At 41.2% G+C, this 17,574-nt stretch carries 15 protein-coding genes and 1 pseudogene; 10 read left to right on the top strand and 6 right to left on the bottom strand.

Features of this window, described 5'->3' with window-relative positions; translation table 11 throughout:
- Positions 1-60: 60 nt before the first annotated feature.
- A complete protein-coding gene (gene ssuE / locus HWQ44_RS15970) occupies positions 61-627 on the bottom strand; it encodes an NADPH-dependent FMN reductase (RefSeq protein ID WP_292720223.1) in 567 nt (188 codons plus the stop codon).
- A 207-nt stretch (positions 628-834) separates the two neighbouring features.
- Positions 835-1,995, bottom strand: coding sequence for an FMNH2-dependent alkanesulfonate monooxygenase (gene ssuD / locus HWQ44_RS15975; protein WP_292720226.1), 1,161 nt, complete (start codon positions 1,993-1,995; stop codon positions 835-837).
- A gap of 419 nt (positions 1,996-2,414) precedes the next feature.
- Here ssuD and HWQ44_RS15980 point away from each other — a divergent pair, with 419 nt between their 5' ends.
- Together HWQ44_RS15980 and msrB are read left to right on the top strand one after the other, a co-directional pair.
- Positions 2,415-2,948 (top strand): MgtC/SapB family protein, encoded by a 534-nt coding sequence (locus HWQ44_RS15980; protein ID WP_292720229.1) that lies wholly within the window; start codon positions 2,415-2,417, stop codon positions 2,946-2,948.
- 231 nt (positions 2,949-3,179) lie between these two features.
- Positions 3,180-3,674, top strand: a complete 495-nt coding sequence (gene msrB, locus HWQ44_RS15985; protein WP_292720231.1) for a peptide-methionine (R)-S-oxide reductase MsrB — start codon at positions 3,180-3,182, stop codon at positions 3,672-3,674.
- A 538-nt stretch (positions 3,675-4,212) separates the two neighbouring features.
- Here the strand turns inward: msrB and HWQ44_RS15990 are convergent.
- Positions 4,213-4,812: an MBL fold metallo-hydrolase gene (locus HWQ44_RS15990; protein WP_292720234.1), complete on the bottom strand. Its 600-nt coding sequence runs from the start codon at positions 4,810-4,812 to the stop codon at positions 4,213-4,215.
- A 181-nt stretch (positions 4,813-4,993) separates the two neighbouring features.
- On the opposite strand from HWQ44_RS15990, the gene HWQ44_RS15995 reads away from it, so the two are divergent.
- The 5 genes from HWQ44_RS15995 (at position 4,994) to HWQ44_RS16015 (ending at position 9,992) form a co-directional block, all read left to right on the top strand.
- Entirely contained in the window at positions 4,994-6,172 is a 1,179-nt protein-coding gene (locus HWQ44_RS15995; protein WP_292720236.1) for an aminotransferase class I/II-fold pyridoxal phosphate-dependent enzyme, read from the top strand.
- Between the two features lie 101 nt (positions 6,173-6,273).
- Positions 6,274-7,635 carry a cystathionine beta-synthase gene (locus tag HWQ44_RS16000; protein ID WP_292720238.1) on the top strand — a complete coding sequence of 454 codons (1,362 nt, stop codon included), beginning with the start codon at positions 6,274-6,276 and terminating at the stop codon, positions 7,633-7,635.
- Positions 7,636-7,648: 13 nt separating this feature from the next.
- Positions 7,649-8,785, top strand: coding sequence for a cystathionine gamma-synthase (locus tag HWQ44_RS16005; RefSeq protein WP_292720241.1), 1,137 nt, complete (start codon positions 7,649-7,651; stop codon positions 8,783-8,785).
- Between the two features lie 543 nt (positions 8,786-9,328).
- Positions 9,329-9,700, top strand: coding sequence for a four-helix bundle copper-binding protein (locus HWQ44_RS16010; RefSeq protein ID WP_292720295.1), 372 nt, complete (start codon positions 9,329-9,331; stop codon positions 9,698-9,700).
- A gap of 109 nt (positions 9,701-9,809) precedes the next feature.
- On the top strand, positions 9,810-9,992 hold the full coding sequence (locus HWQ44_RS16015) for a hypothetical protein (RefSeq protein WP_292720244.1): 183 nt from the start codon (positions 9,810-9,812) through the stop codon (positions 9,990-9,992).
- 52 nt (positions 9,993-10,044) lie between these two features.
- On the opposite strand, the gene modB is transcribed toward HWQ44_RS16015, so the two are convergent.
- A complete protein-coding gene (modB, locus tag HWQ44_RS16020; protein ID WP_292720297.1) occupies positions 10,045-11,853 on the bottom strand; it encodes a molybdate ABC transporter permease subunit in 1,809 nt (602 codons plus the stop codon).
- 535 nt (positions 11,854-12,388) lie between these two features.
- On the opposite strand from modB, the gene HWQ44_RS16025 reads away from it, so the two are divergent.
- Complete coding sequence (locus HWQ44_RS16025; protein WP_292720247.1) at positions 12,389-13,153, top strand: GNAT family N-acyltransferase; 765 nt, start codon at positions 12,389-12,391, stop codon at positions 13,151-13,153.
- Between the two features lie 280 nt (positions 13,154-13,433).
- Here HWQ44_RS16025 and HWQ44_RS16030 read toward each other — a convergent pair whose 3' ends face one another.
- A complete protein-coding gene (locus tag HWQ44_RS16030) occupies positions 13,434-14,336 on the bottom strand; it encodes a class I SAM-dependent methyltransferase (protein ID WP_292720249.1) in 903 nt (300 codons plus the stop codon).
- Positions 14,337-14,633: 297 nt separating this feature from the next.
- Here HWQ44_RS16030 and HWQ44_RS16035 point away from each other — a divergent pair, with 297 nt between their 5' ends.
- Together HWQ44_RS16035 and HWQ44_RS16040 are read left to right on the top strand one after the other, a co-directional pair.
- Positions 14,634-16,145, top strand: a complete 1,512-nt coding sequence (locus HWQ44_RS16035) for an FAD-dependent oxidoreductase (RefSeq protein WP_292720300.1) — start codon at positions 14,634-14,636, stop codon at positions 16,143-16,145.
- A 145-nt stretch (positions 16,146-16,290) separates the two neighbouring features.
- On the top strand, positions 16,291-16,656 hold the full coding sequence (locus HWQ44_RS16040; protein ID WP_292720252.1) for a DUF6464 family protein: 366 nt from the start codon (positions 16,291-16,293) through the stop codon (positions 16,654-16,656).
- Between the two features lie 208 nt (positions 16,657-16,864).
- Here HWQ44_RS16040 and HWQ44_RS16045 read toward each other — a convergent pair.
- Positions 16,865-17,062, bottom strand: a pseudogene (locus tag HWQ44_RS16045) (fatty acid desaturase); the annotation flags it as partial.
- Positions 17,063-17,574 lie beyond the last annotated feature (512 nt).

Consider the following 17,574-nt stretch of genomic DNA (forward strand, 5'->3'; position numbering starts at 1 on the left):
GTAGCAGATGAGTATAATTACCCCTCTGCTACAAGCAAACGGAGGTATAAACTTGATTATTTAATTGGCATGAACCAATTCTTGAGGCGCTGCGGCATCATATTCTACAGCTTTAACAAATTCCTTGAGAACGTCTTTGAGTCTTTGCTCAATTTCCTCATCTAACAGGACGCTGTTATCAGCTTGTCGTTGAACTTGTTTGTCTACCGCATAAATAGTAGCTAGGATATGCCGCGCTCCTAATTCAGATAACACAGGTTTAAGAGCATATTCAATTGCCAATAAATGAGCGATCGTCCCACCCAGAGCAATTGGTAACACAGGTTTACCTGTCAATGATTTTTGTGGCAGCAAATCTAGAAATGTTTTTAGCACTCCTGTGTAAGCAGCTTTGTAAATTGGCGTGGCAATAATCACACCATCTGCTTTTGCTAGTAAAGCTTTTGGCTGTTCTAAAGCAGGGCTGTCGTATCGTCCAAAAACTAAATCTTCAGCAGGCAAATCTCGAACTGAAATAATGTCTACATGCAAGCCTTCTTGTTGTAAAAGCTTGGCAGTGTATTCGACAAAACCGTAAGTTCTAGATGGATGGGTTGGACTACCTGCGATCGCTAAAATATTTGCCATTGAATTAAACTCCTATGTATTAATGGGGATTGGGGAAGGTGGGGCCCCCTCTGGGGATAAGGGGTAATGGGGGACTGGGGATTGGGATTGGGGATTGGGGACAAGGGGGAATTATTCAACAAGTCTCTTCCTTGTCTACCCCCTCTTCCTTTTCTCCCTTGCCTCTTCTGCATTTTCAATGCCCAATCCCTAATACCCTAAACTTTACTAGGATATGGATGTGGCTTTCTGGTTATGCTGCTGCTTAGGGAAATCTTCATTTGCAACAATCTCGCCAAATGGACTTAAGACATGTTGCTTCTCTACTGCGGGTAAGTTCTCTAAAGGCAAATGGGGAAACAGAAGTTCTGCAACTCGATAAGCTTCCTCTAGGTGGGGATAGCCAGAAAGGATAAAGGACTCAATACCTAAATCTGCATATTCCAACATCCTCGCCGCTACAGTTTGGGGATCGCCTACTAAGGCTGTTCCCGCACCACCGCGTACCAAACCGACTCCCGCCCACAGGTTCGGGCTAATCTCTAATGCCTCACGATTACCGTGGTGTAATTGAGTCATCCGTTGTTGTCCAACTGAATCCATCCGCGCATAAGCTTTTTGGGCTTTAGCGATCGCCTCGTCATCTACATACTTAATCAATTGATTGGCCGCATCCCAAGCTTCACTCTCGGTTTCGCGCACAATCACATGTAGGCGAATCCCAAACCGCACAGTCCGACCTTCTGATAAAGCAAGTCTGCGAACTGATGCAATCTTCTCGGCTACTTGCGCCGGTGGTTCACCCCAAGTCAGATAAACATCTATATGCTTGGCAGCAATGTTTTGAGCAATGGGAGAGGAACCACCAAACCACAAGGGCGGATATGGCTTCTGAACAGGTGGAAACAGTAGCTTACCATCCTGAATGTTGAGATAGTCGCCTTGGAGATTGGCTTGTTCACCACTAGCGATCGCTCGCCATACTGTCAAAAATTCATCTGTTAATTCATACCGCTGATCGTGATCCAAATGCAAGCCATCTCCCGCTAACTCCACGGGATCGCCTCCTGTCACGACATTTATCAGCAAGCGTCCTCCAGAGAGGCGATCAAAGGTCGCCGCCATCCGCGCTGCCACTCCAGGTGATACCAAGCCAGGACGAATCGCCACCAAAAAACGCATCTGTCGTGTCAGTGATACCAAGGTTGACGCTACAATCCAAGCATCTTCGCAAGAACGACCAGTGGGCAGTAATGCCCCTGTATAACCAAGGTCATCCACTGCTTGGGCAATCTGCCGTAAATAAGGAAAGCTTACTGCCCGTCCACCTGTAGCAGTTGCAAGGTAACGTCCGTCACCGTGGGTTGGGATGAACCATAGTAGCTGCATGAGTCCTGTCCTTTTAAACTACGGCAATTCGATAGAAATACCGTGCTTTATTTCTAGATTTAGAGTATCACACATTCTACTTAAGCAAGCAAGAAGTTTTCAGAAAACTCCGGTATTCCTATCAGACCAATGTATATTAGGCAGTGTTCAATAAGCTAGCGATCAAAAAAATTCGGGATTGGGGTATTGTGATTCTCTTCTGCTCCTCTGCCCCTTTCCTTCCGTCTCTGGGAAGAATACAGCGATGGTAGCATTGTGTATATTAGTTTACTTATCCCTAACCTTCTGTTAAATTAACCTTAATGTACGCCAAGCTGATTGACTTAATGTACTTAGTTTTCAGCTATGAACGTGGGTAGCCATCCAGCCCACTGGCAATAGGCGCAAAGTTTCGTTCTGTCTCTAGGAGAAATAAAGCAATGGGGCCGATGTTTATTGCTGCCAACGATTGGCCACATATAGCGTTGAGATTGTCTTTGGCACTCCTGGTTGGTTGCTTGATTGGATTTAACCGTCAGCAAGGGGGTAGACCAGCAGGGATGAGAACATTCATGCTTGTGAGTATGGGGGCAGCACTATTCGTGATGATTCCTTTGCAGGCTGAGGGTGAGAGTCCCTATGCTGCCACCAATGCACTGAGTCGCACAATTCAAGGTGTAGCTACCGGGATCGGATTTCTTGGAGCTGGATTGATTTTACAAGAGTCTCCGAGAAAATCTGCAACGCCAAAAGTAAAAGGTTTAACTACAGCCGCTTGTGTCTGGACTGCGGCCGGATTGGGGGCTGCGATTGGTTGTGGTCTGTGGCAAATGGGATTATTGGGAGGGCTACTGACCCTAATTACCCTAAGTGGTGTGAAGCGGCTCAATCACGCATTTGTGTTTTTGACGAGTCGGGGTAAACAGGGGACTACTCAGGATATCACAACCACCTCTGATGAAGATGATGATTGACCGTGGCTATGCTCCAATTTAAATCTATACTTACCTATTGCCCAAAATCGGAGCAAATTGATCGGATTCCCGCCTCGTATTTTGTTGAAAAATAATTTGTTGTTTCTTAGCTAATTTTAATCAGTTTATCAGGGCTAACTCAGGGCGATCGCTAATTATAGTTATTTATGTAGGGAATCCCGTACTGGAATTGATTGGCCAGTTAACCGGAAAATAGAAAATAATAGATATATGGACAAACGGTATTTTTTACAGGCTAGTGCAGTAATAGTCGGCACGGCATTGTTATCAAGGTATATAAATTGGGGGTCAGAAGCAATGACAACTTCTAAGAGTGGATTTGAAATTACCAAACCAGAGTCAGAATGGCGCACAATTTTAACGCCAGAACAGTTTAATGTATTGCGTAAACATGGGACTGAACGCTCTCACACCAGCCCACTAGACAAGGAATACGATCCAGGTACTTATTTTTGTGCAGCCTGTGAACAACCATTGTTTACATCTGATACCAAATTTAACAGTGGTACTGGCTGGCCTAGCTTTTTTAACCCGATTGAAGGTGCGATCGCTACTACTGTAGATAAGTCGTTATTTACGACCAGAACTGAAGTGCATTGTAGTCGCTGTGGTGGTCATCTGGGACATGTTTTTGATGATGGCCCTGCACCCACTGGCAAACGCTACTGCATGAATGGTGTTTCGCTAACGTTTGTCCCTGCTTGATAAGTTGCGACGCCGATAGCGAAGCGGTAGCGAGTCATCGAGCGTCATAGCCCGTTGTAGAAATCGCAGATACAACCTAAATTCTTAGATTTTGAGGCTTGACCAAGGGTGAATAAATTTTTGACAATATTTTTTCCTATTCAGTCCTACTGGATAAAATATTGTCAATTTAAGGAAATACAACTCTTGGTCTTCGCTAGAGCTATTTACCTAAATCGTCCTATTTGCTTGGATCTTTTTTATCCTTTTTGTCTTTGGGATCTTTTTTAGGTTTTTTAGCTTCTTTGTTACTTTTTCTTTCCTTTGACATCAGTGTTCTCCAACTAGGTTAATCAGTGAAAGCTTTCACATTTTGCCGTTAGTAAATCAGGAAATGACTTACCTGATATTCTTTTAAGGCAAAAAAGAAATTATCAAACATAAATGCTACTAACTACCATGATACGGTGTTGTTTGATTTTCTTCTTACAGCCTTTTTGATCTATTTGAAAAAGAATTTCCTGTAAGGTAGCACAGCTAGCTGTGCTACCTTACTTATTTACAACGTCGCTACCAGATCCAGTAAGCGATCGCGTCCATCACGAAAAACGGGCCAACCATCCCCCACCAGCACTGCTTCTATCCGACTCAGTTGAGCTAACCTCCGCACAGAAGCAACAGCCTCTTCTCGATTCAGCAGTTTGTCATCTGGCAAAATCGTTAAGCTACCTGCTTTGCGTGCCCGGACTAAATCCCCTGTAATTAAAGTTGTCTCCTCTAGTAACAGAGCCAATTCACCGGGAGTTTTAGAACCGTGGAGTTCAATCACCTCCAATCCTGGGACAAATTCTTCTCCATCAGACAGCCAGCGATCGCAATGTATGGGAAAAGTGTCTTTTTCTGCCACAGGGCCAGCTACCTTAGCATAAGTTTGATCGGCAATTTCTTTACTTGCCCTGATATGCTCAGAATTTGTCAGCACAATCCAAACCACACCACCGAGGGATTTCAGATGATTCCAATCATGGTTTGATAGGGCTACTGGGTCAATCAAGATGTTGCCATCTGGGCGAATCCAGGCAATCCCATTGAAATCAATATTTCTTGCCGGATTGAAATTAGACCAGCTATAGAGATCGGGACGGTGCAAAGATTTCATGATGATTCTGGATCAGTACGTTCAATAATTGACTATTAATCTCAATAATTCAGTATATAGATAATAAGGTTCTATTCCCTCTGGATCTGGAATTTGAGTATACTACGATAAATCTATCGATATTATGGATTCTATCGGGTTTACAGAAATTTCCGCGTAACTGCAATACGGAGGTATAGGGGTGAGTGAGATTGTGCGCCAAAAAATATCAGCGAAGGCAGAACAGTTTACAGAGTCTGTGATTCGAGAAATGACGCGGGTGGCACTGCAATACAGTGCAGTGAATTTGGCGCAGGGGTTCCCTGATTTTCCCTGTCCCTTGGAGTTGAAACAGGCAGCATATCAGGCAATAGAGGCAGATGTAAATCAGTATGCCATTACTTGGGGCGATCGCCCATTTCGTCATGCGATCGCTAACAAAGTTCGTTGGTATCTCGGCTTAGATATCGATCCCGAAACCCAAGTCACCGTTACCTGTGGTTCCACAGAAGCAATGGCAGCTGTGATGCTGGCGACAGTCGATCCTGGTGACGAAGTAATTGTATTTGAGCCGTATTACGAAAACTACGGCCCTGATGCGATTTTAGCTGGTGCTATACCCCGCTACGTGACACTGCATCCCCCCCATTGGACATTTGACGAAGCACAGTTGCGTCAAGCTTTCAATGCCAATACCAAAGCTATTATTATCAACACACCCCACAATCCCACAGGTAAAGTCTTCACCCGTGAAGAACTCACCCTAATTGCTGAACTTTGTCAAAAGTGGGATGTATTAGCGTTCACTGATGAAATCTATGAACATATTCTCTATGACGGCACTCAACATATTGCCCTAGCAACCCTTCCCGGAATGGCAGAGCGCACCGTTACTATTAACGGTTTATCTAAAACTTATAGCGTTACCGGATGGCGAGTCGGCTACATTTTGGCAAACCCCGAATTGACAGGGGCGATTCGCAAAGTCCATGATTTTCTCACCGTTGGCGCACCTGCACCATTACAACGAGCCGGAGTTGCCGCCATGCAACTACCACCATCCTATTATGAAGAACTAGCCAAACTTTATCACCAGAAGCGAGACAGCATTTTGCAAATTCTAGACCAAGTTGGTATTCCCTATTTCGTCCCTAAAGGAGCTTATTACGTTCTTGCAGATATTTCCAAATTTGGCTACAAAACCGATATTGAATTTACTTACCATCTAATTAAAGATATTGGTGTTGCGGTAGTTCCCGGTTCCAGCTTTTTCAGCCAACCAGAAAAAGGACATTCATTGATCAGATTTTGCTTTAGCAAAAGACCTGAAACATTACAAATAGGTAGCGATCGCTTACTCAAATTGCAATCAAATGTATAACTAACATCCTAATATTTATTTATTCTCTTATCTTATCTTCTCAAAGGCTAGGAAACAAAGATAAGAAATAAAAGATTTTACAAATCATTTAGGGCTGCTATATGGCTACTTACGACAACATTTTACAATCAATTGGTAGAACTCCATTAGTCAGACTAAACAAAATTACCGAAGACATTCACTCAAGTATTTATGCCAAAGTAGAATATCTCAATCCTGGCGGGAGTACCAAAGATAGAATTGCTCTCACCATGATTGAAGCCGCGGAAAAAACAGGTCAATTGCAACCCGGTGGCACTATTATTGAAGCTACCGCGGGTAATACTGGTGTGGGACTGGCATTAATTGCAGCAGTGAAAAAGTATCGCTGTATTTTCATCATGCCTGATAAAATGAGCCAGGATAAAATCAATCTACTCAAAGCTTATGGTGCAGAAGTAGTTGTTACTCCCACATCTGTACCGCCTGACTCACCAGAAAGTTATAACGGTGTAGCGGAAAGACTCGCCAAAGAAATACCAGGAGCCTATAGACCAAATCAATTTGAAAACCTGAATAATCCTTTAGCACATTACTTAACTACAGGGCCAGAAATTTGGTCAGATAGTAATGGGAAAGTTGATGTTTTTGTTGCAGGGATGGGCACAGGTGGGACAATTTCCGGAGTTGCTAAATATCTGAAAGAGCAAAATCCCAATATAGTAATTGTTGGTGCAGATCCAGAGGGTTCAATTCTTTCTGGTGATAGTCCCAAATCTTATAAAGTTGAAGGGATTGGTGAAGACTTTATTCCCAAAACATTTAATCGTCAATTAGTTGATGAAATGGTTCGGGTTAGCGATAAAGAATCTTTTAATATGGCTCGTCGTTTAGCACGAGAAGAAGGTTTATTGGTAGGAGGCTCTTGCGGGACAGCAGTAGCCGCAGCGCTCAAATATGCAGCCAGATTAACAGAGCCGAAGTATATTGTAGCCCTATTACCAGATACGGGAAGAAACTACATTAATAAAATCTACTCCGATGCCTGGATGCAGGAAAATGGTTTTTGGGAAGGTACAACAGTAAAAAGTATCAAAGTTGGTGAAATTCTTGCTCAAAAAATAGATTTTCCTTCTCTAGTTGCCGTCAGCCCCCGTGATACCTTAAGTAAAGCCACAAACTACCTACAAAAGCTGAATATTTCGCAGCTACCGGTGATTGATAATAATCATGTAGTAGGAAGTGTCAACGAAGCTTCTTTAATGAAATTTCTCCATGATGGGATCAACTTTTCTAACCAGGAAGTTTCGGCAGTCATGGGTAAACCGTTACCGATGCTTGATGAAGAAGTCGATGTTTCCGAAGCTTATCGAGTTCTGTTATCAGGAACCACAGGAATTATTATTAAGCGGCATGATGTTCCCATTGGTTTAATTACCAGAGCCGATTTAATCAGATATTGGATTAGTCAAACCCAAGAATAAACAAGGAAAAATCATGGAATTTGAGACTAGAGCAATTCATGAAGGTCAGCAATCAGACCCACAAACTGGTGCTGTAATTGTCCCTATTTATTTAACTTCTACTTATGAGCAAGAAGCTATAGGTAAGCACAAAGGATATGAATATTCCCGCACAGGAAACCCAACCCGCACAGCTTTAGAAGAAGCTTTAGCTTCTATTGAAAATGGAAAGTTTGGTTTAGCATTTGCCTCAGGCTTGGCTGCAACGACCACAGTATTAAGTCTACTCAAAAGTGGCGATCATGTTGTTGCTGGTGATGATTTATATGGTGGAACTTATCGTTTGCTAGAAAAGGTTGTGAAAAATTGGGGTGTGACAACTACCTATGTAGATATTGATAACATCGCTAATTTTGAAACTGCCATTCAACCAAATACGAAGCTGATTTGGATTGAAACTCCTACTAATCCTTTGTTAAAAATTATTGATATTGCTGCACTAGCAAATATTGCCCGTAGAAACAATATCATCTTAGTAGTTGATAATACCTTCGCTAGTCCTTATTTTCAAACGCCGTTAGATTTAGGTGCTGACATTGTAGTTCACAGCACTACCAAGTATCTAGGGGGACACAGCGATATTATTGGTGGCGCAGTCATCACATCTAACGAGCTACTATACACCGAACTGAAGTTTTATCAAAATGCGATCGGGGCGATTCCTAGTCCTTTTGATAGCTGGTTAGTACTGCGAGGGATTAAAACTCTAGCTGTAAGAATGCGAGAACATGAAAAAAACGCTTTATTTTTGGCTGAATTTTTAGAGAAGCATCCCAAAATTGAGCGCATTTATTATCCAGGATTACCCAGTCATAAACAGCATCAATTAGCAAAAGAGCAAATGTCTGGCTTTGGGGGGATGATTAGTTTGGAATTAAAAGGCGGTTTTGCTGAAGTTGAAAGATTCGCTTCTCGACTCAAGTTATTTTTGCTGGCTGAAAGCTTGGGTGGTGTAGAATCACTGCTTTGCTATCCTACTAAAATGACCCACGGTTCATTACCAGAAGCTGAACGACTTAAGCGCGGAATAAAGGATAATTTAGTCCGTCTTTCCGTAGGAATTGAGCATCTGCAAGATTTGCAAGCTGATTTAGAAAATGCTCTAGGTTGAAAATTAGGCATTGAGCATGGGAAAAACCGATTTTTATTCTGCGCTATAAACTTAATTGCTCATAATTAAGTATAGAGTTTGTGACCCCTACCTTCAGAGGTAATTTTGTTTGAGATGGGGTTGAAATATCGTTAGGAATTACAAATTTTTAAGTGTGTCTGTCTTCTAGTTAATAGAAGTTAGTAAATACTGGGTTAATATAAGTTCATAAATAATTTGTTTAGGTATTTGTTAAAAAAAATGACATTATTTTTGATCCAGATTTCACTCTAACTTTTGATCCCCGATGAAAAGTTTATTCGCTCAATAAAACCCCACTGCCAAGCAGGGGTTTGTAAATCTTGGTACATAGCAATCCTCAGAAAAACAACACTAATTGAGTGTAGAATTCGTTCCCATTCCCGGTAATTATATCGGGATAGTAGACTTATAAATTAGGAATTAAAAACCCCATTGACTCTTTAAAAAGATAGGACTAATGTTATGAGTAGTCCTTCAAAGGACACTATTTAAGCATCAAAAAATCAGGAGGTATTTCCGATGATGATGATGATGATGACTGAAACCATGACTCCAGAAATGCAAACTTGCATGGATGCCTGTATGGACTGTCATAAAATGTGCATGGAAACCATGACTTACTGCATGAGCAAAGGTGGTAAGCAGATGGACAAGAACATGATGAACATGATGAGCATGATGCGCGATTGCTCTGAAATGTGCATGATGTGCATGAATATGATGATGAGCGGTTCTGAGTTCATGGAACGGACTTGTATGCTTTGTGCCCAAATGTGCGATCGCACTGCAATGGCTTGTGAGATGATGAGCGATGACGCGAAAATGATGGAATGTGCTGCCGCTTGCCGTAAGTGTGCAGAGTCTTGCAAAAGTATGCAGATGATGCCCGCATAATTCCACAAAAATCTAGCAGAAGTTTCTCTGCAACCTAATATTCAAGCGCTCAGACTCTTTGGGGTCTGGGCGTTTGAAGTAAGGACTGAACATTATTAATGTGAGTTCGATGAACCTCTCCCTCCCAGCCTCCCTCTGGGAAACGGAAAGGGAGGAGCAACGAAAAATTCAGCTTTTTGCTCCCCTCTCCGTGTCGGATAGGTCAAATAAGACTTGTCGAACTCACGTATTATTAGAATTACTAAAACCAGTTCCGGGGTTAGAAGCGATCGCACTAAATCTTCTCAGCTAGACAGAAACGAGTAAATTCAGCAATGCTTTCTTCTGTCTATACATCTCTGCGTTTATTCCATTAAAATCAAGCGCAGGGGATCTAAACGCACATACCAAGGAAAAGGTTGATCTTTCATCGTTGCCCATTTTTCTTTGAAGACTTCAGCTTGCAGATGGTAATCTTGAGAATTCTTGCCAGCAGAATGTAATTTGAGAAACAACGTCATTCGATGGGGCGTTTCACTTGTTCGGACTACCCAGCAGGGAAAGGTATTTTCCTGTGATGAGTCGTTGGTAAAAATGAACTGATGGGCACGAATGCCGACGTGGGATAATTCGCTCTTGACTGGTTCAATTACTTGCAGAGTACAACCCCAATCAGTCGCTTCTACCTGTTGTGATGACTGGAGAACAGCACGGGAGAAGTTTTTACATCCGGTAAGTTGGGCAACACTCACAGTAGCAGGATGCTGGAAAATATCGTATTTAGAGCCATAATGAACGGCTCCACCATGCTCTAATACCAACAGATTTGGACAAATTCGATAAGCTTCTTCCATATTATGCGTGACAAATAGAGTCACACCTTGGTAATCAGCTAGAGTGTCTGTCATTTGCTGCTCTAATTGGCTACGCAGATGGGTGTCAAGTGCCGAAAACGGCTCATCTAAAAGCAATGCTTCCGGTTGACTTGCCAATGCTCTTGCCAAAGCTACCCGTTGTTGTTGACCCCCAGAAAGTTGGTGTGGATAGCGATCGCCTAATCCTTGCAGCTGCATCGCTATTAGTTGCTCCTCTACCTGTACCCGAATACTCCCAGCAGATAGTTTTTTGGGCAAGCCGAAAGCGATATTTTGCGCCACACTCATGTGCGGAAATAGGGCGTAATTCTGCACTAAAAAACCGATGCGGCGATCGCGGCTGGGTAAATTAATTCCTTGTTCCGAGTCAAATAGGACTCTGCCATTTAAAACTATCCGCCCGATTGTGGGCGTTTCTATCCCCGCAAGGCAGCGCAAAATCATGCTCTTACCCGCTCCAGAACCCCCTAACAATCCCAAGGGTTGCTCATCAGTAGTGAAAGCAACTTTTAAATGAAAGCTAGGAAGGATTTTTTCAATGTTGACTAACAATCCACCAGATTCAAAGCTAGAGTGCGGCGTGTAGAGAATTTCTCCCCCTGCTCCCTGCTCCCTGCTCCCTGCTCCCCCTCCTCTCCTCTTTTCCCTCAATTCTTGCCAGAAGTTGACTGCAATAATTCCAGATAGAGAAATCACCATAATCGCGATCGCCCAAAACCAAGCTTCATTCATTGCTCCCGCTTCCACAGCAAAATAAATCGCCATTGGGATTGTCTGCGTAACTCCTGGAATATTACCAGCCAGCATCAACGTCGCCCCGAATTCTCCTAAAGCACGGGCAAAAGCTAGCATTGTGGCGGCGACAATGCCGGGTAGTGCTAGGGGTAAACTGATCTGCCAAAAGATTGTGGCTTCAGTTGCACCAAGGGTTCTAGCTACTCGCAGCAGATTACCATCTATTTGTTCAAAGGCTCCCAGTGCAGTTTTATACATCAATGGGAAAGAAACTACCGTGGCTGCGATCGCTGCACCATACCAAGTAAAGACGATGGTGAAGTCAAAAGTCTGCATGAGTTTCCCTACAGGGCCATTTTTACCAAAAAATAGCAGCAACAAGAAACCGACAACGGTGGGAGGCAAAATCAATGGCGCAATAAAGACACCCTCAATCAACGATTTACCTTTGCCACGATATCCCAGCATCCAGTAGGCAGCAGCGATACCCAAGAAGAAGGTAATAAATGTGGCAAGTAATGAAGTTTTGAGTGATATCCAAAGAGGCGATAAATCCAACGGCATAGTTGTCTGGGGAAGAATTAGCTCAACTAATCCATAATTTACCAACTTTAGCTTCAATATGTTGGAAAAAGTTGGTAAACTACATCACAATCAATGAAGGAAATCCCAAAAACTATCCAAACTTTAAACAAGATTCCCGTTCGGTCGAGTATAAAGTGTCAGAGTGGAGATTGTAACCGTCAAAACATCGTCATGAGGAGTATCAACCTTTCAGTTGTAACTTTTGACTCTCCTCCTGAACGATTACGCTCGATTAATACATATCAAAAATAAATAGCTGAGTCAGGTCACATACAACTTCATATTATCTTGATAAATTATCTATTAATTAGTATTTAATATTATTTAATATCCAAAATGTATTTTTATAAAAGACATAATTCCAGGAATTTTGTCCTAAAAAATATTTTTTTTATTTACTTTTTAATAGAAATTATATATAGAATGCTTAAAATAATAGGTAAGGTCATACGATGCTAGACAAGCAACAATAATTGTGAGTATGTAATGATTATTTATTAATGAGATATTTAGGATGAACATTAAATTTCCACTAACTGCTGACCGTCCCCTCAAAGATTTTCCAGTAATTGAAACCGAAAAATATATTCTCCGGCTTGCTTCTACTAAAGAAGAATTAGAATCTGTTTTTCGATTGCGCTTTGAAATTTTTAATATTGAATTAGGCTTGGAATACTCTGCTTCTAACCTTACCCGGATAGATCAAGATGAATTTGATCCGGTTTGTCATCATTTGATACTCATCTTTAAAGCAACTGGTAAAATTATTGGAAATTACCGAATGCAATCTTATACAATGGCTTCTCAAGCATTGGGCTTTAGTGCTGCAAAATATTTTAATATCAATGACATTCCTGATTCTATGCTTCAGGAAACTGTAGAACTTGGGCGTGCATGTATAGCAAAAGAATACCGTAATATTCAAGCACTTTTATTGCTCTGGAAGGGGCTAGCAAATTATCTTATCTGGAGTCGAAATCAATATTTTTTGGGGCGTGTAACATTTCAAACACAAAATCCTTTGCAAGCTCGGTGTGCTTATAATTATTTTCAGCACAACAACTTGATGCATCCAAGTATTTTGGTTTATCCAAAATCAGAATTTAGTTTAGAATTACCTCAACAATGTCCTAGTTCATATAATGTTGAAATTCCGCATATTTTACAAGCATATTTTGCTTGTGGAGCTAAAATATGTAGCCTCCCATCTATTGGTCAATTTAAGTGCATTACTTTTTTAACCATATTTAATAGTACAGATGTTGCTAGATATCAGTAATAAATTATGCCTTCCTAGCTGGAGTTTCTACTAAATAATCGAACTCCAAGCAAAAAAGTATAAGACAGAGTTCATACAATATGGTTCGGATAAGCATTTTTCACTTTCCTTGTGGTCTACGGAAAGGGGAAGGGGTAAAAGATGTATTCAAAACCTTTCCCCTTTAACCGAACCTTATTGAAAGTTCATAAGTATTTATTGTAAAAATAAAAGCACAACATTGTTGTGCTTCTGTAGTTTTCTGTATTAAGTTAATTGTGACAATAAGAGAGTTTCTTAATTAGTCCAGTTTAGTACTGTAGGCACTAAAGCCATAAGCTAAAGTTTCTTTTAAATTACCAGATGGCTTGAGACTTCTGTTTATCGTTTTAGCAAATGGTACTGGGATTCCTTTGATGGTTTCTGGCAAAATTGCATATTCTTCTGTTGGTTCGACAATGTATTGTGGACACTTTGTTTTTAGACCAGCAGTAGTTAACATTTCCTCTATTTCAGCGGCTGAATATTGCTTGAGATAAACTGGATTTCTGACAAATGGATTCAGCTTTCTCACAAAATTATGGATAATATGAGAAGGACAAGACTTGTTATGAAAGGAATGATTAAAAACAAAAATTCCCCCAGGCTTTAGCACACGAGATATATCAGCCAATAAATTTCTTAATTGTGCATCTGGGATATGCATAAAAACGCAATTAGAAATTACCAAATCTATAGAATTATCTTCTAAAGGCAATATTTCAGCAGAAGTGCAAATCAAGTTAAATTCAGCTTCTGGAAAAAAATTATATTCTTGTTTAACCTTGATTAACCTCCGCAATAAAGGTTCAGAAATATCAATTCCATAATATTTCTCGCATCTCAGATTTTTCGCTTTAGAGAGATGTAAAGGTGCGCGACCATAACCAGAACCAATTTCCAGAATAGAATTAACAGATTTATTCAACGGAAATTTGTTCCAAGTACCTCCAGGTGTGCCAGTTAACAGAGTGTAATCTTGTTTAATAGGCGATGTCTCTGCAACTTTTTCAATTTTTTGGGAACCATAATATGTTTTACCAATTGCGTCCCATGTTTTTTTATGTTGAGTATTATTCAATTGTTCATAGTCACTAGGAAAATAAATTCCATCTCGTAATTCAAAGTCATTCAGACTAAATTTTACATCTGCTAATTGACTCATTATGATTATTCCTCATGAATAGCTAAGTCTGTTTTCTGTTATACTCTTAACTCAGCATTAACCGCAAGTGATTTTTACTGAACCGCTTCCCCTGAGCCTTTTTTTAAAGTCTATAGCTATTTTAATTCGATGGAATATGGTATGGGTGTACAGATGTGCGCTTAAAGCGCCTATTGCATCCATAGATGCGTAGCGACTTCCCGCAGGATACGAAAATCGCTATAATAACAACCCTTGCCCGATCAGAACACAAGTTCGTATACATTAGTTGATGGACTGCAACAATTGGAGGCTGTGATGGTAGGAGGGTTACAACAAAAACGGGTGGTAGTTGTAGGTGCTGGTTGGGCTGGTTTAGGAGCAACCTACCATTTGGCAAAACAAGGCTATGATGTGACACTTCTCGAAGCAGGCCCCTATCCTGGTGGATTGGTGGCGGGTTGGCAAACAGCCACCGGAAAATCTGTCGAAGCTGGCATTCATGGCTTTTGGTATCCTTACAAAAATATCTTTTCCCTAATTAATGAATTAGGAATTAATCCTTTTACTACGTGGACTCGTTCTTCGCAATATTCGCCAGCAGGTTTGGAAGTTGAATCACCGATTTTTCAAGACTTACCGCGACTCCCCTCGCCACTGGGAACTTTTCTCTACACTCAGTTTAAGCGGCTGCCACTAATTGATCGTCTTAGCGCTCTACCTTTACTTTATGCTGTCGTTGATTTTGACAATTCTGATGCAGCTTGGCGGCGCTATGACTTTGTAACCGCCCGTGAATTGTTCAAAGACTTTAATGTTTCAGCACGACTTTACCGCGAGGCTTTTGAACCGATGTTATTAGTGGGCTTATTTGCCCCTGGCGAACAATGTTCAGCCGCCGCAACTTTAGGGATGCTTTACTTTTTTATTCTGGCTCATCAACCGGATTTTGATGTGGTTTGGTGTCGGGGGACTGTTGGAGAAAAGATATTTCGTCCTTGGGTGGAACGTATCGAAAAAGCTGGTGTGCGAGTGTTGCCCAAGCGTCGGGTTACAGATTTAATTGTTGATAGTAATCATCGAGCCAAGGGTGTGGTTTGCGGTGATGAAGTAATTGAAGCAGATGCCGTGATTTTTGCGGTTGGAATCACGGGAATGAAGAAAATTGTCTCAACTAGCCCTAGTTTACAAAGCCGTGAAGAATTCCGTAATTTGAGCAATTTAGGAGCAATTGATGTTTTAGCAACGCGACTATGGTTTGACCGTAAAATTGATATTCCTCGTCCTTCTAATGCTTGTTTTGGATTTGACACAACTACAGGTTGGACGTTTTTTGATTTGAATGCTTTACATGATGAATATCGAGATGAGCCGGGAACAGTGATTGAAGCTGATTTTTATCATGCGAATCAGTTTCTGGGTTTGAGTGATGAGGAGATTTTAGCAATAGTTCAGGGTTATTTAGCAACTTGTGTACCAGCATTTCGAGAGGCAAAGATTATTGATAGCAGTGTAATTCGGCTACCTCAAGCAGTGACTCACTTTGCACCTGGTAGCTATCGTTATATGTTGCCCGCGAAGACAAGTTTTGAGAATGTGTTTATGAGTGGGGATTGGATTGTGAACCGTCATGGTTCCTGGTCACAGGAAAAGGCTTATGTTACTGGTTTGGAGGCGGCGAATTTGGTGGTGTCTTATTTAGGAGAAGGTCAGCCATCTGAGATTTTAGCTGTAGAAGAGGATGAAGTGCATATCCAAGTGGCGCGATCGCTCAACCAAACTTTGCGTGACTTGAGCAAATCTATCCTGCCTGACTTTTGGTTGCCGTAATCAGTAAGGTAGCACAGCAGTGCATCCCTAATGTATGTATATCTCTCGCAAATCTAGTTAATCATTAATTATAATCTAAATTCGGTAAGCTAAAGAAAGCGATCGCGATACCATCCTTATAATGTAAATCAAATCACATAAGCTTATGGAGCCAGACTCTTTACAAACTGAGGTGATTCTGACGCACCCGCGTGAGTCCCTCGGTAGAGTGCAACTTGATTGGACACCCCAACCCGGAAACTATCTCGATTTTCAAGGTAAAACCTACGCGGTTTTAGAGCGCCGCCATAGATACCAACTTCAAGCTGGGCGCTACCGCTTGCACAATATTGCCATTTATGTGCAATCAGCTAAACGACCATCTGAGAAAAGTTTGGTAGCGGGACGTTGGGTAATCGGTGATGCCACCTGCTGTTACAATGCTCATTCAGAACTAATTCGCTGTGCAGTCAGCCCAGATGGCCCTTGCGAATCTTGCCGCTTTTATGAAAAGTTAGGAGTTACAAGTTAGGAGTTAAAAGTTAGTTTTTTTACTCTCCCTCAATAAAAAGGGATGTTGTTGCAACAGAAATAAGAGGATGTTTTATACCTCTACTAGCCAGGATAAGAACAAGGGTGTGTGATAAACACTAAGTTATTGAAGAGCCGTGTGAATTAAAAGATTCAAGCACGGTTTTGTAGCCGAGTCAGGGAGGTTACTTGCTGACTTAGGCATATACTTAACTGCGTGATAATTGCTTATAAACATCGAATAAGCCATCTGAAATGTCTGAACTCTCTGGACACAAAACCTTATGTGACTCTAGTAGTTTGTACCAGGGAATAGTCGGGTAAAGATGGTGAAGATAGTGATACCCAGTATTATGAGTTAAAAGATTAATTATCAAGTTCAGGTTTGATCTCGTACCGGATACAGTATTAAAGTGTTCGTGTACCTCAGACCAAACTTATCCTCGACTCTCTATTATATGCAAGCTCAACGTAAATTGATATTACATAATTGTGCGATGATATCAATTTAGGTTAAATACTTAGGTAGATGTGGATCTTTTATCTCGCTAAAAAATGATTCCATCTGTTCTGTTAGGGCAGTAGCATTGGCTATAATCAAAGCCTTTGAATTTTTAGTTTGCCACGAAGAGATTTGAATTCTAATGCCATGAGACTGCCCCCGATCAGGAGCAACGCGAAAAAGTGAGATCCTCATGAAATGGGCAGGAGGAGCAGGGGGAGTGAAGAGACATTTTTAGTACTTTTTACTACTGAAACAGATTGCTTATACTGTCAAAAATTTTTACTTTACCATAAAATAATTCTGCAAGAGGTCTATTTCGACTATGTACAGATATGTGAATTTTTTGTGAGGTAATTATAAATTTTTATGTTAGTGTACTTAATAATTAGTAGTATGAAAAGCCTGTACTGATTA

Source organism: Nostoc sp. JL34 (genome assembly GCF_017114945.1).
Classification (GTDB): domain Bacteria; phylum Cyanobacteriota; class Cyanobacteriia; order Cyanobacteriales; family Nostocaceae; genus Nostoc.